This window comes from Nocardiopsis baichengensis YIM 90130 (genome assembly GCF_000341205.1).
In the GTDB taxonomy this organism is placed as follows: domain Bacteria; phylum Actinomycetota; class Actinomycetes; order Streptosporangiales; family Streptosporangiaceae; genus Nocardiopsis_A; species Nocardiopsis_A halophila.
Genome location: NZ_ANAS01000041.1, coordinates 40,341 through 55,883, shown reverse-complemented (window position 1 = coordinate 55,883; position 15,543 = coordinate 40,341). Strand labels below are relative to the sequence as shown.

Below are 15,543 nucleotides of genomic sequence, written 5' to 3'. Positions count from 1 at the left end.
TGCGAGGACGCCCGCGGCGTGCGGCGCGGGCGGGCCGCGCCGCACCCCGGACTCACCCCTCGTCCGCGTCCTCGCCGGTGCGGGCGACCTTCCTGGCCTCATCCGGCCCGGACGCCAGCAGCACCCGGAAGCCGTCCTCGTCCAGGACCGGAACCCCGAGCTTGAGGGCCTTGTCGTACTTGCTCCCGGGGCTGTCCCCGGCCACCAGGAAGTCGGTCTTCTTGGAGACCGACCCGGTCACCCGGCCGCCGGCCTCGGCCGCGGCCTCCTTGGCGCCGTCCCGGGTGAAGCCCTCCAGCGAGCCGGTCACCACCAGGGTCACCCCGTCCAGCGGGCGGGGGCCGGAACCGGCGCCCTCGTCCTCCATGCGCACCCCGGCCGCGCGCCACTTGCGGACGATCTCGCGGTGCCAGTCCTCGGAGAACCACTCCCGGATGGAGGCGGCGATGGTCGGGCCGACCCCGTCCACCGAGGCCAGCTCCTCCTCGGTGGCGGCCTCGATCGCCTCCATCGAGCGGAAGTGCCGGGCCAGGTCCTCGGCGGCGCGCGGACCCACGTGCCGGATGGACAGCGCCACCAGCACCCGCCACAGCGGCCGGGCCTTGGCCGCCTCCAGCTCCTCGAAGAGCTTGTCCACCGTCTTCTTGGGCTCGCCGTCCTGGTTGGCGAAGAACGTCACCACCTTGCGCTCGCCCGTCTTCGGGTCGGTCTTGGGCTCGGTGGTGTCGGGGTCCAGCACCAGGGTGCGGATCGGCAGCAGCCGCTCCACGGACAGGTCGAACAGGTCGCCCTCGTCCTTGAGCGGCGGCTCGGCGGGCTCCAGGGGCTGGGTGAGCGCGGTGGCCGCCACGTACCCCAGCGTCTCGATGTCCAGCGCCTTGCGGCCGGCGACGTAGAACAGCCGCTCGCGCAGCTGCCCGGGGCAGGAGCGGGCGTTGGGGCAGCGCAGGTCGACGTCGCCCTCCTTCTGCTGCCCCAGGGGGCTGCCGCACTCCGGGCAGGTCCGCGGCATGGTGAAGGGCCGCTCCGAGCCGTCCCGCGCCTCGGTGACGGGGCCCAGGATCTCCGGGATGACGTCGCCGGCCTTGCGCAGGCGCACGGTGTCGCCGATGAGCACGCCCTTGCGCTCGACCTCCTGGGCGTTGTGCAGGGTGGCGAACTCCACCTCCGAGCCGGCCACCCGGACCGGCTCCATCACGCCGTAGGGGGTGACCCGCCCGGTGCGGCCCACGTTCACCCGGATGTCCACCAGCCGGGTGGTGACCTCCTCGGGCGGGTACTTGTAGGCGATCGCCCAGCGGGGGGCGCGGCTGGTCGAGCCCAGGCGGCGCTGCAGCGCCACGTCGTCGACCTTGACCACCACGCCGTCGATCTCGTAGGCGGGGTCGTGCCGGTGCTCGCCGTAGTGGGCGACGTAGGAGGCCACCTCCTCCAGCGAGCCGACCACCCGGTAGCGGTCGCTGACCGGCAGCCCCCACTCGGCCAGCAGGTCGTAGACGTGCGACTGGCGGGCGAAGTCCACCCCGCGGTGCTCGCCCACCCCGTGGCAGATCATGGTGAGCGGCCGGGTGGCGGTGATCCGCGGGTCCTTCTGGCGCAGCGACCCTGCGGCGGCGTTGCGCGGGTTGGCGAACTCGGCCTTGCCCTCGGCGGCCAGCCGCCGGTTGAGCGCGCCGAACTCCTCCACCGGGAGGAAGACCTCGCCGCGCACCTCCAGCAGCTCGGGCGCCGGGCGCACGCTCTCGTCCAGCCGCTCGGGGACCGCGGCGATGGTGCGGGCGTTGAGCGTGATGTCCTCGCCCACCCGGCCGTCGCCGCGGGTGGCGGCCGTGGTCAGCCGCCCGTTCTCGTAGACCAGGTCGATGGCCAGGCCGTCGATCTTGAGCTCGCACAGGTAGGCGTCGACCGGGGCCTCGCCCTCCACCCGGTCGGCCCAGGCCCGCAGCTCCTCGGCGTCGAAGGCGTTGTCCAGGCTCTCCATCCGGCGCAGGTGCTCCACCGGCGCGAACAGGTTGCTGACCGGCGCGCCGACCTTCTGCGTCGGCGAGTCCTGCGTGACCAGCTGCGGATGGCGCTCCTCGATGGAGCGCAGCTCCTGCATGAGCCCGTCGTACTCGGCGTCCGAGATGACGGGCGTCTTCATGTAGTACCGGTAGCTGTGGTCGTCGATCTCCTGCGACAGCTCGGCATGGCGCTCGCGCACCTCTTCGGGGACGGAATCGACGGCGGTCGACTTCTCCGCGCTCACCCAGGGCGTCCTTTCCTCTTCCAGCGCCGTGTCACCGCCGCGGCTCGTCGCGCAGCACGCGCGCCGCCGCCCGGCAGGCGGCCATCGCCTCGCGCGCGGCGTCCGGTGAGGCGCCCGCCAGTCCGCACGCGGGGGTGCACACCACCGCGTCGGCGAGCATCCCGGGGTCGAGCCCGATGCGGTTCCACAGCTCCCGTACAGGATCGACGGTACTGCCCAGGTCGGACAGTCCCTCCCCGCGACGCGGGCCCGTTCCCGGAACGACACCGAGCAGCAGCCCGACGCCGTCCTCCAGGGCGGTGCCCAGGGCCTCGTCGTCCCGCGGGGCCAGCAGCGCGGCGTCCAGCCCCAGGGCGCGGAACCCGCACCGGTGGAACAGCCCCACCGGCGCCTCCTCGGCGCAGCAGTGCACGGCCGGGACCGCGCCGGCCCCGGCGATCGCCCCGGCCAGCGAGCGCAGACGCTCCTCGACGGCCACCCGGTCCGGGGCGGGGATGCGGCGCAGCCCGCTGGCGGTGGGCACCCGGCCCTGGGACACCGCGGGCAGCCCCGGCTCGTCGACCTGCACCACCAGGCGCGCGCCGGGCAGGCGCGCGGCCACCTCGGCGATGTGCGCGCGCAGCCCCTCCTCCAGGGAGGCGGCCAGGTCGGCCACGGCCCCGGGGTCGGCGAGCATCCGCTCGCCGCCGCGCAGCTCGACCGCCGCGGCCAGGGTCCACGGACCTGCGGCCTGGATCTTGAACACGCCCCCCGGGTCACCGGAACCGCCCGGGCCGGCGAAGCGGTCGTGGCCGTGGTGCTGCACGGCGTCCAGGTCGTAGGAGAGGAAGCTGCGGGCCCGGGCCAGGTCCCGCCCCGGGGCGCGCGCCACGCGCCAGCCGGTGGGCTGCACCTCCACCGGCAGGTCCACCAGCAGGGCGGCGGTGCGGCCGACCGTGTCGGCGCCGGCGCCGCGCTCCGGCAGCTCGGGCAGGTGCGGGAACTCGGGCAGCTCGCCGAAGACGATCCGTGCCGCCTCGTCGGGGTCGGTCCCGGGGTAGGACCCGATTCCGGTCGCGCTCGCGTTCGGCCAGGGGTGGCGTCGGGGCTCAGTCACGTCCGACAAGGGTAGGGGACTCCCGCCGGTCGGCGGCGCGCCGCCGCCGGTGGACCAGCACGCCGACGGCCGCGGCGGCGGCGAGCACCGCCAGGGCCACGGCCAGCGCCGGGGAGCGGGTGAAGGCGCTCCACCAGGCGGCGAGCACCGCCATGCCGCCCAGGCTGTACACCGCCGCCCACAGGGCGCAGCCCGGCAGCATCGCCGCCAGGTAGCGCACGAAGGACATCCGCATGGCCCCGGCCACCAGGTGCACCGCGGTCTGCACCCCGACGGTGAGGTAGACGGCGGTGACCACGGGCGGGCCGAACCGGTCGATCAGACGCTCGGCGCGGACCAGGCGCGGCCCCAGGCGCTCGCCGAGCCGGGAGCGGTGCACGCCCGCCCCCAGGCCCCGGCCGATCCAGTAGGTGGCCTGGGTGCGCACGAAGACGATGGCGTACAGCGCGGAGTAGACGATCCAGAAGGGACGCCCCTCCAGGAACCCGTACTCCATACGCCCTCCCGGCGTCCGCGCCGCCCGGACCGCCCGGTCGGCGTTGCTAAGGCTAACCTAACCGGCAGCGGCTAGGAAAGGGCGGGCTCCTGAGCGGGGTCGGTGGCCGCGATCGTCGCCGAGCCGAGCACCGCGTCGCCCTCGTAGAGCACCGCGGTCTGCCCCGGGGCCACCCCGGTGGCCGGCGCGTCCAGCACGATCCGCAGGCCGCCGCCCTCGCACCGCGCGGTGCAGCCGTAGACCTCGCCGTGCGCGCGCAGCTGCACCGTGCAGGCCAGCTCCCCGTCGGCCTCGGTGAGCGCGGACCGGCCGCTCCACACCGGGCGGACGGCGCGGATCGACCCCACCCGCAGGGACGCGCGCGGGCCCACGGTCACCGTGTTCTCCACCGGCTCGATGGACAGCACGTAGCGCCGCTCCGGGGCCCCGCCCAGGTCCAGGCCCTTGCGCTGGCCCACCGTGAAGGCGTGCGCCCCCTCGTGCTCGCCCACCACGTTGCCGTCCTCGTCCTTGATCGGCCCCGGCGCGCTGCCCAGGCGCCGGTTGAGGAACCCGGCGGTGTCGCCGTCGGCGATGAAGCAGATGTCGTGGCTGTCGGGCTTGTCGGCCACCGAGAGCCCGCGGCGCGCCGCCTCGGCCCGCACCTCGTCCTTGGAGCAGTCGCCCAGCGGGAACATCGCGTGCTCCAGCTGCTCGGCGGTGAGCACGCCGAGCACGTAGGACTGGTCCTTGCCCTCGTCGACGCTGCGCACCAGGCGCCCGTCGACCTTGCGGACGTGGTGGCCGGTGCACACCGCGTCGAAGCCCAGCGCCACCGCCCGGTCCAGCACCGCCTCGAACTTGATCTTCTCGTTGCAGCGCAGGCACGGGTTGGGCGTGCGGCCGGCGGCGTACTCGGCCACGAAGTCCTGGACCACGTCGCGGTCGAACTCCTCGGCCATGTCCCAGACATAGAAGGGGATGCCGATCACGTCGGCGGCCCGCCGGGCGTCCCGGGAGTCCTCGACCGTGCAGCACCCTCGGGCGCCGGTCCGGTAGGACTGCGGATTCTTCGACAGTGCCAGGTGGACGCCGGTCACTTCGTGGCCGGCCTCCGCGGCGCGGGCGGCGGCCACGGCCGAGTCGACGCCGCCGGACATGGCGGCCAGTACACGCAGAGTCATAGCCCCTCCAGCCTATGCGCCCGCCGCGGGTGCCCGGCGCCCCCTCGCGGCCCCCACGCGCGCCCGCGCCCGTGCGAGGTGGGCCCCCGGTTCTGCGAAAATCGGACCATGGCTCTGTTCCGTCGCCGCCGTTCCCCCGCGTCCGATTCCGCCGTCAACGTCGACGCCTTCTGGGCCGCCTGGCCCGGGCTCCGCCCGGCCCTGGCGGCCGCCGTCGACGCCTCCGAGCCCGTCCCCGAGGAGGCCGCGGCGCGCGTGACCGAGCTGGTGCAGCGCATCCACCCGGCCCTGGGCTGGGAGGTGGGCCCGGCCCCCGAACCCGCCGAGACCGGCCTGGAGGACCTGTCCGCCCCGCTCGACGCCGACCCCGACGAGCTGCTGCGGCGGCTGTCGGAGGCCGACGGGGAGGAGCCCGCCGCGGCCCCGGGCTATGCGCTGACGCTGCGCCCCGGCGCCGACGACGAGGCGCGGGTGCTCTCCGAGCGCTGGTCCCGGGCGGCCCCGGAGGAGCCGGAGTGGCTCTTCCGCCCCGCGGTGCCGGCCGACCACCGCGCCCTGGCCGGGGGCCTGGACTGGAACGGCCACGAGCTGGACCTGTCGCACGCCAGCGTGGAGCTGCGGGTGGACCAGCGGCGGGGCCGGATCGACGCCGGGGTCTACCACCCGGACTTCATGTTCCTCTCCGAGCAGGACCGGGCCGGGGTGGCCGAGCACGTGCTGCTGCTCGCGGTCGGCGAGGACGACCGGGTGCGCGCCGTGGGCGAGGTGAGCGCGCTGGTGGAGAAGCCGCTGGACCCGCTGGCGCCCACCGCGGTCCCCTCGGTGGTCGACCAGCTCACCGGCGGCTCCGGCGGCTCGTGGGTGTCCTTCCGCGCCCGGGTGCCGCTGCGCGGCGTGATCGAGGTGCAGGCCCGCCACCCGCTGCGGCGCCGCGACTACCCCGCCTTCACCCTGCTGGCCCGGATCGAGCTGGCCTACAGGGACGCCGACGACGAGCGCCAGCCCACCGCGGAGGCCGCGGCCGAGATGGACGCCTTCTCCACCCGGCTGCAGCGGCTGGCCGGGGACGACGGCGCCCTGTTCGGCCAGGAGACCTCGGCCGGCAAGCGCCGCCTCTACCTGTACCTGGACCCCGAGGCCGGGGTGATGCCGCGGCTGGAGGAGGAGGCGCGGCAGTGGCCGCACGGGGCCTCGGTCGGCAGCAGCCTCGACCCCGACTGGCGGTTCATCGGCACCCTCACCCAGCCGATCCGCCGCCAGCGGTAGCCCCGGCGGCCCCGGGCGGGGCTCAGCGCCGCCGGGTGCCGTGCGCGGCGCGCGCCCGTTCCACCGCCGGTCCGATCGCCGCGCCCAGGGCCTCCACGTCCTCGGGCGCGGAGTCCCGGCCCAGGCTGAAGCGGAGCGAGCCCAGCGCGGTGTCGGTGTCGGCGCCCATGGCCAGCAGCACGTGCGAGGGCCGGGCCACCCCGGCCGAGCACGCCGACCCGGTCGAGCAGGCGATCCCCTGGGCGTCGAGCAGCATCAGCAGGGCGTCGCCCTCGCAGCCGGGGAAGGCCAGGTGGGCGTTGCCCGGCAGGCGCTCCTGGGGGTCGCCGTTGAGCACCGCGTCGGGCACCGCCTTGTGCACCGCGCGCACCAGCTCTTCGCGCAGCCCCCTCAGGCGCTCGGCGTGCTCGGCGCGTTCGGCCACCGCCGGGCGCACCGCGGCCGCGAAGCCGCGCAGCAGCGGCACCGTGAGGGTGCCCGAGCGCACGTCGCGCTCCTGGCCGCCGCCGTGCAGCACCGGCACCGGGTCCACGCCGCGCGCCAGCACCAGCGCGCCCGCGCCCACCGGGCCGCCGAGCTTGTGCGCCGAGACGGTCAGCGCCGCCAGGCCGCCGTGCGCGGAGAAGTCCACCGGAAGCGCGCCCACGGCCTGCACCGCGTCGGTGTGCATCGGCACCCCGAACTCGGCGGCGACCTCGGCCAGGGCGGCCACCGGCTGCACGGTGCCCACCTCGTTGTTGGCCCACATCACCGAGACCAGGGCCACGTCTCCGGGGTCGCGCTCGATGGCCGCGCGCAGGTCCTGCGGGCGCACCGCGCCGCGCGCGTCCACCGGGAGCTCCTCGACCACGGCGCCCTGGCGGTCGGCCAGCCAGCGCGCCGGGTCCAGCACCGCGTGGTGCTCCACCGCGCTCACCAGCACCCGGCGCCGGCGCGGGTCGGCGCCCGAGCGCGCCCAGTACAGGCCCTTGACCGCCAGGTTGTCGGCCTCGGTGCCGCCGGCGGTGAACACCACCTCGTTGGGGGAGGCGCCCAGCGCCCAGGCGACGTCCTCGCGGGCCTCCTCCACCACCCGGCGGGCGGCCCGCCCGGCCCCGTGCAGGGAGGAGGCGTTGCCCAGGCGCCCGAACTCCTCGGTCATCGCGGCGAGGGCCTCGGGGCGGACGCTCGTCGTCGCGGCGTGATCCAGATACACCATGGCGCCCCCAAGGATACGGCGCCCGCACACGCGCGGCGGGCCCGGGCCTGTGGCCCGGGCCCGCCGCGCGGTCGGCGCCTACTTGCGCTTGCCGACCTCCTCGGTCAGCTGCGGGGCGACCGTGTGCAGGTCGCCCACAACGCCGAAGTCGGCGATCTCGAAGATCGGGGCCTCGGGGTCCTTGTTGACCGCCACGATGTTCTTCGAGGTCTGCATGCCGGCCCGGTGCTGGATCGCGCCGGAGATGCCCAGCGCGATGTACAGGTTCGGGCTGACCGTCTTCCCGGTCTGGCCGACCTGGAACTGGTTGGGGTACCAGCCGGCGTCCACCGCGGCGCGCGAGGCGCCCACGGCCGCGCCGAGCGAGTCGGCCAGCTTCTCCACCACGGTGAAGTCGTCCGAGCCGACGCCGCGGCCGCCGGAGACCACGATCGCGGCCTCGGTCAGCTCCGGGCGCTCGCCCTGCTCCTGGGCGACGCGCTCGACGACGCGGGCGCCCTTGGCGGCCTCGGAGACCTCCACCTGGACGGCCTCCTCGGCGGCGTCGCCGGCCTGCGGCTCGGCCGGGACCGAGTTGGGCCGGACGGCGACCACCGGGGTGCCGGTGCGCACCTTGGCCTTGGTGACCATGGCGCCGCCGAAGATGCTGTGGTCGGTGACCAGCTCGGCGGTGACGTCCACCACGTCGGTGAGCACGCCCGAGCCGAGCTTGACCGCGGTGCGCCCGGCGATCTCCTTGTTCCCGGCGGTGGCCGAGACCAGGATCGCGCCGGCGCCCTTGTCCTGCGCCAGCTTGGCCAGCAGCTCGGCGGTGGGCGCCACGACGTAGTCGTTGAGCTCCGCCGGGGCGGTGTAGACCTTCTGCGCGCCGAACTCGGCCAGCTTGGCCTTGCCCGAGTCGGTCGCCTCGCCGACCCAGACGGCCGACGGCTCGCCGATCCGCCGCGCGGCGGTCAGCAGCTCGGTGGTGACCTTCTTGACCTCACCGTCGACGTGGTCGACGAGGACGAGGACCTCAGCCATGTCTCTAACCCCTCTTTCGTCTCCGCCGGACCTACAGGAACTTCTTCTCGGCGAGGAAGTCGGCGGCCTTGGCGCCGCCGTCGCCCTCGTCCTTGACGACGGTGCCGGCCGCCCGCGGCGGGGCGGGGCTGGCCTCGACGGTCTCGGTGCCCGCGGCGGCGGTGCCGACCCGCTCGGCCTCGATGCCGGCGTCGGCGATGCCGAGCTTGGCGACCGGCTTCTTCTTGGCCTGCATGATCAGCTTGAAGGACGGGTAGCGCGGCTCGTTGATCTTCTCCACGACCGAGACGACCGCGGGCAGCTGCGCCTCGACGACGTCGTAGCCGTAGTCGGTCTGGCGCTGCACCGTGACGGCCGAGCCGTCCACGTCGACCTTGCCGGCCAGGGTGAGCTGGGGCAGCCCCAGGTACTCGGCCAGCGCGGCACCGACCACGCCGGTGCGCGCGTCGGTGGACTCCGAACCGAGGACGACCAGGTCGAACTCGATCGTGCCCAGCGCCTTGGACAGCGCGTAGGCGGTCTGCAGGGCGTCCGAGCCGTGCAGCGCGTCGTCGACCAGGTGCACGGCCTTGTCCGCGCCCATGGACAGGGCCTTGCGGATGGAGTCGGTCGCCTGGTCCGGACCCATGGTCAGGACGGTGACCTCGCCCCCGTGCTTCTCGCGGAGGAGGAGGGCCTCCTCGATCGCGTACTCGTCGAGCTCGTTGATGACCCCGTCCGACGCGGCGCGGTCCAGCGTGAAGTCGTCGGACGACAGTTTCCGCTCGGTCGCCGTGTCCGGGACCTGCTTGACCAAAACGACAATATTCATGGCCGGTGGCCGACCTCCCTGCACTCCCATGCGTCGCCCGCTCGGACGGCGCGGACGCGGGCGCGTCCGTGGTCCCTAAGGGTGCCAAATGCGCTGGTCGCATCCGGCGGCGGGGGCGCGTTCCGGTCCCGCGCCTCCCGATTCGTCGCTCTCTGACACCCCCGATGTTACTGACTGGTAGCCAGGAGGGCGAACGCGGGTGTGCGCTCAGAGCGAACAGGGCCCGGCCCGGCTCAGCCGCCCAGCGGCGCACTGGGCTGCCAGCCGGTCCACACCGGGGCCGAGCCGAACCCGAAGGAGAGCACGAGCAGCGCGAACAGCACGGTGAAGACGATGACGGCCCAGTAGACGTACATGTTGCCGAAGCCGACCCGGTCGACCAGCTCCAGGGACTGGCGGCGGGCGCCCTTGCCGTTGGGGCCGACCATGGTCAGCAGCAGCATCACGAACACCGCGTAGGAGCCGACGTTGTTGGCCGAGTTGGTGTCGGTGAGCAGGCCGATGATGATGCCCACGACCACCCCGACCAGCAGGTACCCCAGCCCGAAGAGCAGGTTCACCCCGATCGTGCGCAGCAGCGCCACCGGCATGCTCAGCGCCACCACCATGGTGTCGGAGCTGCGCGGTCCGCGGGTCTGCAGCCGCCGGGCGTGGTCGCCCTTGACCTTGTCCAGCGCGCCCAGCACGCTCACCAGCACCATCCCGACCACGAAGCCGATGGTCGGCACGACCAGCCCCAGGCCGGCGACCAGCGCCGCCAGCGGGAGCAGGTAGAGCTTGGGCAGGTACCAGCGGTCGTCGTCGTGCCCCTCGCCGCCGTAGTCGCCGAAGTAGTCCGAGACCCGGTCGGTGCGGCTGGTGCGCCCGGTGCCGCCGCCGTACTCCCGGGAGGTGGTGTAGCCCTCCTGGATCTCCTCGCCGGCGAACATCGCGGTGCTGTCGGGGGAGGCGTCCCGGCGCTCCTGGCCGACGGGGGTCAGGATGTCGCGGAAGTCCTCGGGGCGCAGGGTGGAGTTGAAGTACTGGGTGTGCGGCCCCTGCGCGGCGTGGTCGTCGTCCTCGGCGTCGTCGGCGTAGTAGGTGCGCACCTCGGGCTGCGGCTCGGCCGGGGCGACGCGGGTGTGCTGGGCCTGCTGGGTGTGCTGGGCCTGCTGCGTGGAGGAGGGGTCGTAGGCCTGCGTCCGGGGGGCCTCGCCGGGCTCGTCGGCCGGCTCCTGCGGGCGCTCCTGCGGGCGCTCCTGCATCGGGGCGTGCACCGTGTGGGCGCCGGTCGTCCCCGAGCCCACGTAGGCCGCCAGGTCGTCGCTGAGCGGCAGGTCCAGGTTGAGCCGGGAGGTCTCGGCGACCAGCTGGGCCGCGGTGGGCCGGGCCGCCATGTCCCGCGAGACCGCGGCGGTCACCAGCGGGCGCAGCTGGTCCGGCATCCCGTCCAGGTTGATCTCGCCGTTGAGGATGCGGAAGAAGATGACCTCGAAGGACCCGGCGCCGTAGGGCGGGGTGCCGGTGGCCGCGAAGGCCACGGTCGCGCCCCAGGCGTGCACGTCGGTGGCCGGGCCCAGCGCGGTGCCCTCGATGACCTCCGGCGACAGGTAGCTGGGCGTGCCCACGAAGGTGCCGGTCTGGGTGAGCTTGGCGCCGTCCACCGCGTGGGCGATGCCGAAGTCGATGACGATGGGCTCGCCGTTGGAGATGATGACGTTGCCCGGCTTGAGGTCGCGGTGGACGACCTCGGCGGCGTGGATGTCGTCGATGGCGCGCGCCATGCCGCCCACGAAGCGGGTCAGGGCGCGCCCGCGCAGCGGACCGTGGTCCTCCACGGTCGCGTCCAGGGTGGGCCCGGGGATGTACTCGGTGACCACCCAGGGCAGCTCGGCCTCGGTGTCGGCGTCGATCACCTCGGCGACGTTGCGGCTGCGCACCCGGCGCATGGTCTCCACCTCGCGGGCCAGCCGGGCGCGCGCGATCGCGTCGCCGGCCACCTCCGAGCGCAGCACCTTGATCGCCACCAGGCGGTCCTGCCGGGGGTCGACGCCCTGGTAGACCACGCCCATGCCGCCCTGGCCGATGCGCCGCCGGATGGTGTAAGGGCCGACGCGTTCCGGCAGCTCCTCGCCCTCGGGGAAACCTGCCGTCATAGCCATTGCCTGCTCATCCCCTCAAACCCCGCATAGCACCACACCAGCTTAGCCGTCGGCCGGGGGCCGTCCGCGGGCGGTTCCGCGGGCCCCGAACGGTTCGGGCAACCCTATGAGTATGACGGAAGCCGGGGGCGCGCGGTTCCGCCGGACCGCCCGCCCCCGCCGCCGCGGCGGGCTCAGCGCCCCGTGAACTCGGCCTTGCCGGGGCCCTTCTCCACGAAGCTGCGCATGCCGGCCTTCTGGTCCTCGGTGCCGAACAGGCCGGCGAACTGGACCCGCTCGATCTCCAGCCCGGTGTCCAGGTCGGTCTCCAGGCCCCGGTCGACCGCCTCCTTGGCGGCGCGCAGCGCCACCGCCGGGCCGCCGGTGTAGCGGGCCGCCGCCTCGACCGCCGCCGTGTAGACCTCGCCGGCCGGCACGACCCGGTCCACCAGCCCGATCCGCTCGGCCTCGGCGGCGTCCACGTGCCGCCCGGTGAAGATCAGGTCCTTGGCGCGGGACGGCCCCACCAGCCGCGGCAGCCGCTGGGTGCCGCCGGCGCCGGGGATGATGCCCAGCTGGATCTCGGGCTGGCCCAGCCTGGCGTCCTCGGCCGCGATCCGGAAGTCGGCGCACAGCGCCAGCTCGCACCCGCCGCCCAGGGCGTACCCGGTCACCGCGGCCACCACAGGCTTGGGGATCCGGGCCACCGCGGTGAAGCAGTCCTGCAGGGTGCGCGAGTGCGCGCTCATGTCGGCGAACGACATGTCCGCCATCTCCTTGACGTCGGCCCCCGCGGCGAACACCCGCTCGCCGCCGTAGAGCACCACCGCGGCCACCGAGGCGTCCGCGGCCACCTCGGCGGCCGCCTGCCCGATCTCCCGCTGCACCTGCGCGTTCAGCGCGTTCATCTTGGGCCGGTCCAGCCGGACCACCGCCACCGCCGGGTGGGTCGGGTCCTTCTCCACCCGCACGAACTCCCGCACGCTCTCGCCCACTCCTGCCGCCTTCCTCGCTCCGGGGGCCACTGTCCCTGGCTGTCTACCACGCCCTCACGCGAACAGCAGGCGCCAGGTCCCCAGCCACAGCGACAGCCCGTGCGCACCGGCCAGAACGGCGGCGGTCCCGGCCACCAGGGCGGTGTCGGCGGCGGTCCACACGCTGCGCCGGGCGTGCGTGCGCGGCCCGGTGCCGAAGGCGCGCGCGTCCATCGCCGCGGCCAGCCGCGTCCCCGTCCGCACCGCCCGCACCAGCAGGGCGAACACCTTGCCCGCGAACAGCCGCACCGCGGCGGCGGGGTTCGCCCCCGCCTCCAGGCCGCGCGCCCGCCGGGCCAGGGTGAGCGTGCGCCACTGCTCGGCCAGCAGCGGCACCAGGCGCAGCGCGGCCAGCACCCCCAGGGCGGGCCGCTCGGGCACCCGCAGCCGCTGCACCAGCGCGTCGGCGGTCTCGGTGGGGTCGCTGGTGAGCACGGCCAGCACGCACGGCAGGGCGATGGCCGCCAGCCGCAGGCCCAGGCCCAGCGCGGCCGCCGCGCCGGCGTCGCCGTAGAGCAGGTTGACCACCGCCACCGAGGCCGCGGCCAGCAGCAGCGGCGGGAAGAGCAGCAGGACCGGGCGCGCCCGCAGCCCGGCGAAGGGCAGCACGAGCACCACGGCGGCCAGCACGGCCCCGGCGGTGACCGGGTCGAGCACCGGCACCAGCGCGGCGGCCACCAGGAGGGCGGCCAGCAGCTTGGCCGCGGGGTTGCGTCGTCTCAGCACCGTTCCACCGCCGCCTCAGCCATCGCTCCCCAGCCGCAGGCGCGTGTCGGTGAACCCGTCCAGCAGCCGCTCGTCGTGGGTGGCGGCGACCACCGCCCGCCCCCGGGCCCGCAGCCCGTCCAGCAGTTCCACCACCTCGGCCCAGGTCACCGCGTCCTGGCCGAAGGTGGGCTCGTCCAGCAGCAGCACGTCGGGGGCGTGCTCGGGGTCGGAGCTGAGCGCGGTGGCCACCGACAGCCGCCGCTTCTCCCCGCCGGAGAGCGTGAAGGGGTGGGCCCCCTCCAGGCCGTCCAGGCGCAGCCGCCCCATGAGCTCCTCGGCCCGCGCGGCGGCGCGCCGGGGCGGTGCGCCGGCCCGCAGCGGGGCGAACTCCAGCTCGTCGCGGACGGTGCCGGTGACGAACTGGTCCTCGGCCTGCTGGAAGACGGTGCCCACGTGCCGGGCGAGCCGCCGGGCCGGCCAGCGCCCCAGGTCCCGGCCGTCGGCCGCGGCCAGCGCCCCGGCCGGGCGCACCCGCCCGCCGTCCGGGCGGGCCAGCCCGCCCAGCAGCGCCAGCAGGGTCGACTTCCCGGCGCCGTTGGCCCCGGTCAGCGCGGTCACGGCGGCGGAGCGCACCGCGGCGTCCACCCCGTCGAGCACGGCCCGCCGCCCGCGCGCCGGCCCGCCCGGGGCGCGCGGCTCCAGCGCGCGCAGCCCGCAGGCCTCGACCAGCACCTCGCCGGGGCTGCCCCCGCCGCGCGGGGCCCGGGGCTCGCGCCCGGGCACCCACACCCCGCGTGCGGCCAGATCGGCGCCGTGCTCGGCGAACACCCGGTCCGGCGGGCCGTCGGCGGCCACGCCCCCGCCGGGTTCGAGCACCACCACCCGGTCCACCAGGCCGACCGCGTCGGCCACCCGGTGCTCCACCAGCACCATGGTGGCGCCGCTGGAGGCCGCCAGGTCGGCGACGACCCCGCGCACCAGCGCCGCCCCGTCCGGGTCGAGGTTGGCCGTGGGCTCGTCCAGGAGCAGCAGCCGGGGCCGCATGGCCAGCGCCCCGGCCAGCGCCAGGCGCTGCTGCTCGCCGCCGGACAGGGCGGCGGTGGGGCGCTCCGGCCCGTAGGGGAAGCCCACGGCCGCCAGCGCCTCGCGCACCCGCGGGGCGACCTCCTCGCGCGCCAGGCCCAGGTTCTCGGGGCCGAAGGCGACGTCGTCCCCGGTGCGCGCCATCACCAGCTGGGCCTGCGGGTCCTGGCCCACCAGGGCCGCGGCGCCGCGCCCGCGCCCGGGCGGGGCGCCGTCCACCAGCAGCTCGCCCTCGCTCTGCCCGGTGACGGCGGCCTCCGGGCCGGCCAGCCCGGCCAGGGCCTGCAGGAGCGTGGACTTGCCCGCCCCGGAGGGGCCGAGCAGCAGGACCCGCTCGCCGGGCGCGATCTCCAGGTCCACCCCGCGCAGCGCCCAGGCCTCGCGCCCGGCGTGGCGCCAGCCCCACCCCGCGGCGCGCACCCGCGCGCCCCGGGGACCGGACGGGCTCATCCGCGCGCCGAGGGGAAGGGCGAGAGCGCTCCGGCCCGGGCCAGGGCGCTGGTCAGCGCGCGGCTGCCGACGCCGCCGATCAGCGCGGCGCTGGCCACCACGAGCACGCCGTAGGCGGCCATGAAGTGCGGCGGCCAGGTCGGGTAGTACAGGGTCAGGTCCATGGCCACCGGGGCCAGCCCGGCGGCGGCGCCGGCCAGCACCGAGATCCCCATGCCCCAGCGGCGGTAGCGGGCCCCGGCGAAGACCAGCTCGGGCAGCAGCCCCTGGGCCAGCCCGGCGACCAGCACCATCAGGCCCCAGGAGGTGCCCAGCAGCGCCGAGACGGCGGCCGCGGCCACCGAGGTGAGCACCCCGGCGCCGGCCTTGCGGACGACCAGCATGCCCAGCACGCCGGGGACCAGCCAGACGCCGTAGAGCACGGCCTGGGCGGGCGGGAAGACCAGGAACACCGGCTCGGTCACCGACCAGAGCATGCCCCAGAACCAGAACACCACGCCCACGGCGACGCCCAGGACGGCGGCCACGACGATGTCGACGGTGCGCCAGCGGGGCAGGCGGTCCCGCAGGGCGGCCAGGACGGCCTTGACGGACTTCATGCGGATGTCCCTTCGTATCGGTTGCGCGACACGAGGGGGCGTGAGCCAAGAGCGCCCGGCGCACGGGCGGGTCCTACGACTTCCTTCGCCGGCATGACCCGGATCAGGTGTCTAAGGGTCTGCGGTCGGACCGCACTCTCAGCGCCGGAGCGCTCCCCTGTCGTTCCCTCCCATTATGGCCGAACGGTCAACAATGGGACATACCGCCCTGATAACGCCTCTCCGCCGCCTCTCCGCCGTCTCTACCG

13 protein-coding genes and 1 riboswitch are annotated in these 15,543 nt (G+C 75.4%); of the genes, 1 reads left to right on the top strand and 12 read right to left on the bottom strand.

Annotated elements, in window-relative coordinates; translation table 11 throughout:
- Positions 1-52 precede the first annotated feature (52 nt).
- The 4 genes from ligA to mnmA form a co-directional block, all read right to left on the bottom strand.
- Positions 53-2,248: an NAD-dependent DNA ligase LigA gene (gene ligA / locus C892_RS0126870; RefSeq protein WP_017559739.1), complete on the bottom strand. Its 2,196-nt coding sequence runs from the start codon at positions 2,246-2,248 to the stop codon at positions 53-55.
- A gap of 31 nt (positions 2,249-2,279) precedes the next feature.
- Complete coding sequence (locus C892_RS0126865) at positions 2,280-3,344, bottom strand: uroporphyrinogen decarboxylase/cobalamine-independent methonine synthase family protein (protein WP_017537192.1); 1,065 nt, start codon at positions 3,342-3,344, stop codon at positions 2,280-2,282.
- On the bottom strand, positions 3,337-3,840 hold the full coding sequence (locus C892_RS0126860) for a DedA family protein (protein ID WP_017537193.1): 504 nt from the start codon (positions 3,838-3,840) through the stop codon (positions 3,337-3,339). Before C892_RS0126860 ends, C892_RS0126865 begins: the two co-directional genes overlap by 8 nt.
- Before the next feature lie 71 nt (positions 3,841-3,911).
- The gene (gene mnmA / locus C892_RS0126855) at positions 3,912-5,003 is read right to left on the bottom strand and encodes a tRNA 2-thiouridine(34) synthase MnmA (RefSeq protein ID WP_193374819.1); all 1,092 of its coding nucleotides are present in this window, start codon (positions 5,001-5,003) and stop codon (positions 3,912-3,914) included.
- A 108-nt stretch (positions 5,004-5,111) separates the two neighbouring features.
- Here mnmA and C892_RS0126850 point away from each other — a divergent pair, with 108 nt between their 5' ends.
- On the top strand, positions 5,112-6,269 hold the full coding sequence (locus C892_RS0126850) for a hypothetical protein (RefSeq protein ID WP_017559738.1): 1,158 nt from the start codon (positions 5,112-5,114) through the stop codon (positions 6,267-6,269).
- A gap of 22 nt (positions 6,270-6,291) precedes the next feature.
- Here C892_RS0126850 and C892_RS0126845 read toward each other — a convergent pair whose 3' ends face one another.
- The 8 genes from C892_RS0126845 to C892_RS0126810 all read right to left on the bottom strand — a co-directional run bounded on the left by C892_RS0126845 (position 6,292) and on the right by C892_RS0126810 (position 15,295).
- Positions 6,292-7,467 carry a cysteine desulfurase family protein gene (locus C892_RS0126845; protein ID WP_026124666.1) on the bottom strand — a complete coding sequence of 392 codons (1,176 nt, stop codon included), beginning with the start codon at positions 7,465-7,467 and terminating at the stop codon, positions 6,292-6,294.
- Between the two features lie 78 nt (positions 7,468-7,545).
- Positions 7,546-8,490, bottom strand: coding sequence for an electron transfer flavoprotein subunit alpha/FixB family protein (locus C892_RS0126840; protein WP_017559736.1), 945 nt, complete (start codon positions 8,488-8,490; stop codon positions 7,546-7,548).
- A gap of 31 nt (positions 8,491-8,521) precedes the next feature.
- Positions 8,522-9,301 (bottom strand): electron transfer flavoprotein subunit beta/FixA family protein, encoded by a 780-nt coding sequence (locus C892_RS0126835; protein WP_039820073.1) that lies wholly within the window; start codon positions 9,299-9,301, stop codon positions 8,522-8,524.
- Between the two features lie 233 nt (positions 9,302-9,534).
- Positions 9,535-11,442 (bottom strand): serine/threonine-protein kinase, encoded by a 1,908-nt coding sequence (locus tag C892_RS29695; protein ID WP_239647551.1) that lies wholly within the window; start codon positions 11,440-11,442, stop codon positions 9,535-9,537.
- Between the two features lie 173 nt (positions 11,443-11,615).
- Entirely contained in the window at positions 11,616-12,416 is an 801-nt protein-coding gene (locus C892_RS0126825) for an enoyl-CoA hydratase-related protein (RefSeq protein ID WP_017559735.1), read from the bottom strand.
- 54 nt (positions 12,417-12,470) lie between these two features.
- Entirely contained in the window at positions 12,471-13,181 is a 711-nt protein-coding gene (locus C892_RS0126820) for an energy-coupling factor transporter transmembrane component T (protein WP_017537200.1), read from the bottom strand.
- Between the two features lie 15 nt (positions 13,182-13,196).
- Positions 13,197-14,696: an ABC transporter ATP-binding protein gene (locus C892_RS0126815; RefSeq protein WP_239647550.1), complete on the bottom strand. Its 1,500-nt coding sequence runs from the start codon at positions 14,694-14,696 to the stop codon at positions 13,197-13,199.
- Positions 14,693-15,295 carry an ECF transporter S component gene (locus C892_RS0126810; protein ID WP_017559733.1) on the bottom strand — a complete coding sequence of 201 codons (603 nt, stop codon included), beginning with the start codon at positions 15,293-15,295 and terminating at the stop codon, positions 14,693-14,695. Before C892_RS0126810 ends, C892_RS0126815 begins: the two co-directional genes overlap by 4 nt.
- Positions 15,296-15,358: 63 nt before the next feature.
- Positions 15,359-15,464: riboswitch (TPP riboswitch) on the bottom strand.
- Positions 15,465-15,543 lie beyond the last annotated feature (79 nt).

Coding starts and splice junctions, on each gene's coding strand:
- mnmA (WP_193374819.1), bottom strand. CDS start 5,003: ATGACTCTGCGTGTACTGGCCGCCATGTCCGGCGGCGTCGACTCGGCC.
- C892_RS0126860 (WP_017537193.1), bottom strand. CDS start 3,840: ATGGAGTACGGGTTCCTGGAGGGGCGTCCCTTCTGGATCGTCTACTCC.
- C892_RS0126850 (WP_017559738.1), top strand. CDS start 5,112: ATGGCTCTGTTCCGTCGCCGCCGTTCCCCCGCGTCCGATTCCGCCGTC.
- C892_RS0126835 (WP_039820073.1), bottom strand. CDS start 9,301: ATGAATATTGTCGTTTTGGTCAAGCAGGTCCCGGACACGGCGACCGAG.
- C892_RS0126840 (WP_017559736.1), bottom strand. CDS start 8,490: ATGGCTGAGGTCCTCGTCCTCGTCGACCACGTCGACGGTGAGGTCAAG.
- C892_RS0126810 (WP_017559733.1), bottom strand. CDS start 15,295: ATGAAGTCCGTCAAGGCCGTCCTGGCCGCCCTGCGGGACCGCCTGCCC.
- C892_RS0126845 (WP_026124666.1), bottom strand. CDS start 7,467: ATGGTGTATCTGGATCACGCCGCGACGACGAGCGTCCGCCCCGAGGCC.
- C892_RS29695 (WP_239647551.1), bottom strand. CDS start 11,442: ATGGCTATGACGGCAGGTTTCCCCGAGGGCGAGGAGCTGCCGGAACGC.
- C892_RS0126815 (WP_239647550.1), bottom strand. CDS start 14,696: ATGAGCCCGTCCGGTCCCCGGGGCGCGCGGGTGCGCGCCGCGGGGTGG.